Below are 5,039 nucleotides of genomic sequence, written 5' to 3'. Positions count from 1 at the left end.
GTGCTGCTGGATCTGCGGCTTCCGTATTTGAGCGGAGATCATATCATGAAACTGCTGAAGGACAAGGATAGGATCCCGGCAAAAGTCCTGATTATATCGGGGCTCCCGGGAGAAGTGATAGCGTCAACCGCCGAGCGTTACGGCGCCGCGGGCTATCTGGAAAAACCTTATACGCCGCGGGAACTTTTAAAAAAAGTCGCGGAACTTTTTGAAGATTTTGACGCGCCGTGCGAATGAGACGGCGGAACGGGTACGAGGTCGATAGCGCCGCGCCAGCAGTTTGTGATGAAAAGCACATAGACAAACTTGACTTTTTAATTTACAATTATAGCAGGATTTGGGGAGGGAACCGTTTACCGGCGCCGGGTGAAATAAGCTGAGGGGTGTGCATTTTTTAAGGAGGGGCTTATGGAGATTACCAAAACAAATGTCAAGGGCTCAAAGGACGGAGAAATTGAAGTTGAGGTTGAAGTGAAAAATGCGCAAGCCGGTAAGCCGTCAAGGATAATCGTAATCGTTTTTAACGGCGCTGAAAATCTGATTTAAAGAATTACCCGTGGAGTGGGAGGAAGAGGAATAAATTTGAAACGATTTTACAGGTTCGCGTTTATTTTGCCGTTTTTAAGCGGCAGTTTGTTTGCCGCTTCAAGCACATATACTTTTACGGCAGGCGCCGGCGCGGACAAATGGGCTTACGATGCAGTCGATACCAGCAACCCGCCGACTTCAGGGCCGGATCTGCCGGGTCAGATAGAAATAACGGATTACACAAGCATAGAATTGGCGAACAATGTGTATCACTCCTCGGCAATTTACAGCACGGGTATGTCGTTTTTAAACTGCAAATTTACTATCGGCGAGGCGACTTCAAGTATCAGCCAGATTTATATTGAATGGGATGGATATAACACCGCGTTCAACAGCACCGGCACGCAGATTCGCATATGGAATTTTAATTCATCCTCATGGATTTTCCTTGACGGATATGACGGCGAAGCGGAAGTTGTTTTAAGCAGCGCCATCGCTTCAAATTTCGGAAATTACATTTCCGGCGGTTATCTCTATGCGTATGCCGTGGGGAGAGGCGCTGGGACTGGAGACCCGCCTTCGGTTCTCTATTCGGATTTCATAAAAGTCATTGTTGATTACAGCGGCGGCGGAACTTCGCCCCCGTGTACTTATGATTTCTCCGGAGGGTCAAGCGACACGAATAGGGTCGGTTATTATGCCGACGCCAACTGGCTGCTTATAACCAGCCCTGATCTCACGGGGCAGACAGCATTCCCTGCGGGCGCATATTCTTTAGTAGGCTCATCCGACGCCAGTCATTATGTTTCAACGGCCACGGCTTTGCACGCTATGCATCATTTAAATTCATTATTGGCGAGGATACAAATACGATTGACGGTATTTTTGTTGAGTGGGTTGGCAAGGGCAATGATTATAATTCGGGAAATCAATACTGTAAACTCGGAATCTGGAATTATCAGACGAAAGCACGGGATATTTTTGACGAAGACACTGGCTTGGTCGCCGAGGTTACTCTTTCAACCACGATAACTTCCGGATACCTTTCTTACATTGATACGACGACAAGCCGTCTTGATGTTATTATGGTCGGCGGGCAGTATTCAAACCCAAATGATGGTGCAATATGGACAAACTATGTGAAAGTCGTGATAAGCACGCAGGCGGCGGCGGATACGACACCGCCTAATATTGCTGACAATCAGCCTGGCGATAATGTCGTAAGAAACAGCGCCGGAACAACTTACAATGTTGATTTTGCAGACTCCGGGACAGGGCTGGATACGATACAGTATAAAGTGATGTCGGGGCCTTCCCAGACGGGTAACTTAATAATTGACTGGACTAATATCGCCCTTCCCGGTGGGGCAGCAAACTATACAACTGATTGGACAGTTAATTTTAATTCATTGTATTCTTCGCCGAGTACTAATTATGTGTCTGTTCGGGCGTGGGACGTGGCGGGCTCCACCGGCGCTATGGACGACGTTTTTTATATTCTGAAAGACATTACCCCTCCGTCAGCAATATCAAATCTCACGGCGCTCGTCGGGAATAATGCCGGGGAGATACAGCTCAAATGGACAGCGCCGGGCGACGACGGGACGATGGGCGGAAGCGCGACGCAGTATGATGTGAAATACGCGACGCGGTATATCGGCACTGCCGATTATAATGCGAGCTGGACTTATACTTATGTTCAGGGCTGGACGCCCGCCGCGCCGGGTTCGCAGGAGCCGCCTATATTGTCGGGATTCAGCGAGGGTGTAACTTACTGGTTCGCGATCAAAGCAAAAGACGAAGTAAATAACTGGTCCGTTTGGCCGGGCACATCAACCGGAATAAACAGCGCAAGTTTTAATTACGCAAAACCCGCCACGGGTGTGATCGGAACTTTCAGCGGTGATTTTTCGCAGGCCGCCGGAGCGGTTTATGACAGCGGTTCATCCGGCGGTGATGAGGCTTACGGAATCGCGGTGGATACTATTTCCGGCGGCGGACCCTATGTTTATGTTGTCGGGAAATCATCTCAGAACGGTAATTTTGATTTTCTCACGATCAAATATGATGCGGGGGGAACAAAACTTAAAGCGGCGGCTTTCGGTCAGAATTTTGACGACAGCGCCAACGGCGTCGCGATAGACGCAAACGGCAATGTTTTTGTTACGGGATCCTTAAGTGACGGAGCAAATAACGATTTTCTTACAATAAAATATGATTCGAATCTGAATATAATTTCTTCCGTCACTTACAGCGGCGGAGTGGACAATGTCGCGAAAGGCATTGCCTTGATGCCTGGCGGAAATGTCGTTATCACGGGCTATGCCTATAATGGGACAGATAATGATTATTTCACGATTAAATACGACAACAGTCTTAACGCGATTTCCTCAATAACTTATAACGGAGGAAACGCTGATGTCGCTGCCGAGGTGGCGGTGGATAACACGGGCAATATTTATGTGACAGGGGATTCTCATAACGGCACGGATAATGATTATTGTACGATAAAATATAATTCGGATTTGAGCGGATTTATAAGTTCAAGCACTTATAACGGCGGCGGAATAGATAAGGCCTTGGGTCTTGATATAGACGGAGCGGGGAATGTCTTTGTCACCGGCGAAAAATTCAACGGAAGCAATTATGATTATATGACGATAAAATATAACGGCGGTCTGGGGATTATTTCGTCAGTGACTTTTGACTCCGGCGGCGCCGATATAGCGAAGAGCATCGCTGTGGCCGCTGACGGCAATGTTTTTATCACAGGGGCGGCGTCGGATAAGTATTGCACTATAAAGTATGGGAATGATCTTGGTTTTATATCCTCAACTACATACGGCGGCACTTTTGATTCCGCTTATGCGGTGGCGGTCGGCACTTCAAATTATGTTTATGTAACAGGCGCTTCTGAGGTCGGTTCCCCTAATATGGATTTCCGGACCATCCGCTATTATCTTGACGGTATCGGTGGTGACACCACTGCGCCAGGTCAAGTGACGGGATTGGCTGCATATCAGGATTCTTCAGCCAATACTGTAAAATTATCATGGGTAACCCCGGGGGATGATAATTATTCGGGCGCTCTGTCTGCAGGGAGTGAATATAGAATTCAGTATTCAACTGCAAATCCAGCTTCAGTTAACTGGTCAACTTCCACGGCGCAAGTTATAATTTCCACATCCGGCGTTTCCCCGGGAGTTCTGGTTTCTACAAGCATTACCCTTTCATTAAATAAGATGTATTCCTTTAAAATGTGGGCTGGTGATGAAACCGGCAATTGGTCGGCTGTTTCCGCAGTTGTATCCGTATTTAATTCCCAATTTTCATTTGAGAACATAGGTCAGTCAGGCGGTGCGCCAAATCTTACAATCGACAAAGATAATAATCTGCACGTTGCATACAACTTTGCAACAAATCAAGAACTTCGGTATATAAAACGTACCGGAACCACTTGGCAGGGAAGTCCAACAACTGTAGATTCTTTGGTAAACACTCCATGGAGTCCATCTATAGCATTAGATGCAAACGCTAATCCTCATATTGCCTACGGCGATCAGAGCCCGAATTATGATCTTAAATATGCCAAATTCGATGGTGTTTGGTCAACTTCAACTATAGACGCAGCTTCTTATATCGGTTGGCATGTCTCAATTGCTGTTGATGGCGCCGATAACCCGCATATTGCCTACAAAGACGATAATACTGAAGATGCATTGAAGTACGCAAAACTTAAGAACAGCGCATGGGCAAATGAAATTGTTGATACAACCGGTTTTACCGGAAGACACCCCTCTATTGCATTACTTGGTGATGGATCCCCGCGTATTGCTTACACTTATGTTTCCGGCTGGGATCTAATGTACGCGAAATATTCTTACCCCAGTTGGGCAACGGAGACTGTGGATGATACATCTGCCGATGTGGGAAGGTACACTTCTTTAGCCCTTGACGGCTATGGAAACCCTCATATCGCGTATTATGATGACGCTTCTGACAATCTCAAGTATGCTTATTACGACGGCGCGTCGTGGACAAAAACAGTCGTTGATCCCGGTGTTGGAGCTGGTATAACCGATAATACTTCTCAGTATTGCAGTATAGCCCTTGACGGATCAGGCAATCCGCATATTGTTTATCGCGATCAGCCGAATAAAGATCTTAAATATGCAAGGTATGATGGAGTTAAATGGTCTACTTCAACAGTGGATTCGGAAGGGGATACGGGTTATTGGACGTCTATAGCGATAGACGGCGCTGGCGAAGTGCATGTAATGTATAATTCCGGAAGTGAACTGAAATCTGCGCATTCGACAGGCACAGGATTAACCGCTCCGATGGGTGGGAATGCAAGAGGTAAGGTTCAAGCGCCAAGCGCTTTTAACGCATCCAATATTTATTCATCGTCAATTACATGGTCGTGGGCAGATAATTCATCAAACGAATTAGGTTTCCGTCTTTATGGCGCACCAACATCAACCGGGCCATTTTCGCTAATAGCGGATACC

Annotated in this window: 3 protein-coding genes; all 3 read left to right on the top strand. The window is 46.9% G+C overall.

All coding sequences use genetic code 11. The features are described 5' to 3' along the window. On the top strand, nt 1-237 hold a 237-nt coding region (locus FP827_04205), incomplete at its 5' end, for a response regulator (GenBank protein ID MBA3052276.1). A gap of 345 nt (nt 238-582) precedes the next feature. Then, a complete protein-coding gene (locus tag FP827_04200; protein MBA3052275.1) occupies nt 583-1,560 on the top strand; it encodes a hypothetical protein in 978 nt (325 codons plus the stop codon). Next, a partial coding sequence (locus tag FP827_04195; protein ID MBA3052274.1) for a hypothetical protein occupies nt 1,527-5,039 on the top strand: 3,513 nt, incomplete at its 3' end. The genes FP827_04200 and FP827_04195, both read left to right, overlap by 34 nt.

Source organism: Candidatus Omnitrophota bacterium, from assembly GCA_013791745.1.
Taxonomy (GTDB): domain Bacteria; phylum CG03; class CG03; order CG03; family CG03; genus CG03.
The sequence above is the reverse complement of the archived record's forward strand: the minus strand, read 5'-3'. Positions and strand labels throughout refer to the sequence as shown.